Here is a 1199-nt window from a genome sequence, read left to right as displayed (position 1 = left end):
GCTGCCTAATGCTTTTGTCAAGCCACCGCAGCCCGGACATGGCTAGGGTCGTACGGCCTCCTGTGCCGCAGAATCGCGTGCAGGACGTTGACACGGCGGCGGGCCAGGGCGATGAGGGCCTGGTGATGCCGTTTGCCTGCGGCGCGTTTGCGGTCGTAGAAGGCCCGGCTGGCCGGGTCGCAGCTGATAGCGATGAAGGCCGACTGGTAGAAGACCCGCTTGAGGGCCTTGTTGCCTGCCGTGGCGCGCTGCAAGTAGCGGACCTTGCCCGACTGCTTGAGCACCGGGGCCAGGCCCGCGGCCGAGGCGAGCTGGTCGGGGCTGGCGAATCGGGCAATGCCGCCGGTTTCGGCGAGGAACTCCGCAGTCAGGGTCGCCCCCATCCCCGGCAGGCTGAGGATGAGGGCCGCATCAGGGTGGCGCGCCAGCACCTCCTGGATGCGCGCATCGAGCTGGGCCAGCCGTTCACGTCCGGCCAGCGCTTCGGCCGCCAGGTCGCGGATGATGTCCGCAGCCACCGTCTGCCCGGGGACGGCGATGTGCTGGGCTGCCGCGGCGTCGATCGCCGCCTCGGCCAGCGCTCGGACCATCGACGCCTTCACATGCCGCACCTGGCGCAGATGGGCCAGTACGTCCTCCAGCCCGGCGTCGCGGATCTCGGCCGGAGTGACGAAGCGGGTCAGCAGGTGGAGACCGAGCTTGCCGGTGACATCGACCACTCGCTCCAGGCCGGGGTGGATCGAGGTGAGCAGATCCCGCAGGCGGGCGGCCCGCCGGGTGGCGTCGGTGACCAGCTCCGCACGCCGGCCGACCAGCAGCCGCAGTTCGGCGTCCAGTTCCCGGCCCGGCTGCACTGGTCGCAGGTCATCGCGCATGCGCACCTGATCGGCGATCACGCGGGCGTCCTTGGGGTCGCTCTTGCGCTCCCCGCCCACGGTGGCGCGCCGTGCCCGGTTGACCGCCATCCCCGGCACATGGACCACGGCAAGGCCCGCGTGCAGCAGCATCGCCTCCAGCAGGCCGGCGATACCACCCAGCACGTCGATCCCGACAGTGGCCGGGCCGTGCTCGGCCTGCGCGACGGTGATGTGCTCGATCAGCTCGCCAATGGCACCGGGGGCGTTGTCGAAGCGGCGGCTGAGCAGCACCTTCCCGGTCTCAGCGACCTTGATCTCGGCCCAGTGGAACTCCTTGGAAAC

Annotated in this window: 1 protein-coding gene; it reads right to left on the bottom strand. The window is 70.5% G+C overall.

Going from position 1 to position 1199, the window contains the following annotated elements; translation table 11 throughout:
- Nucleotides 1–17: 17 nt before the first annotated feature.
- Nucleotides 18–1199, bottom strand: a 1182-nt coding sequence (locus HCK04_RS40275) for an IS110 family transposase (RefSeq protein ID WP_142652771.1), incomplete at its 5' end; no start/stop codon positions are given.

Source organism: Microbispora sp. CL1-1 (genome assembly GCF_012034195.1).
Taxonomy (GTDB): Bacteria; Actinomycetota; Actinomycetes; order Streptosporangiales; family Streptosporangiaceae; genus Microbispora.
The sequence above is the reverse complement of the archived record's forward strand: the minus strand, read 5'-3'. Positions and strand labels throughout refer to the sequence as shown.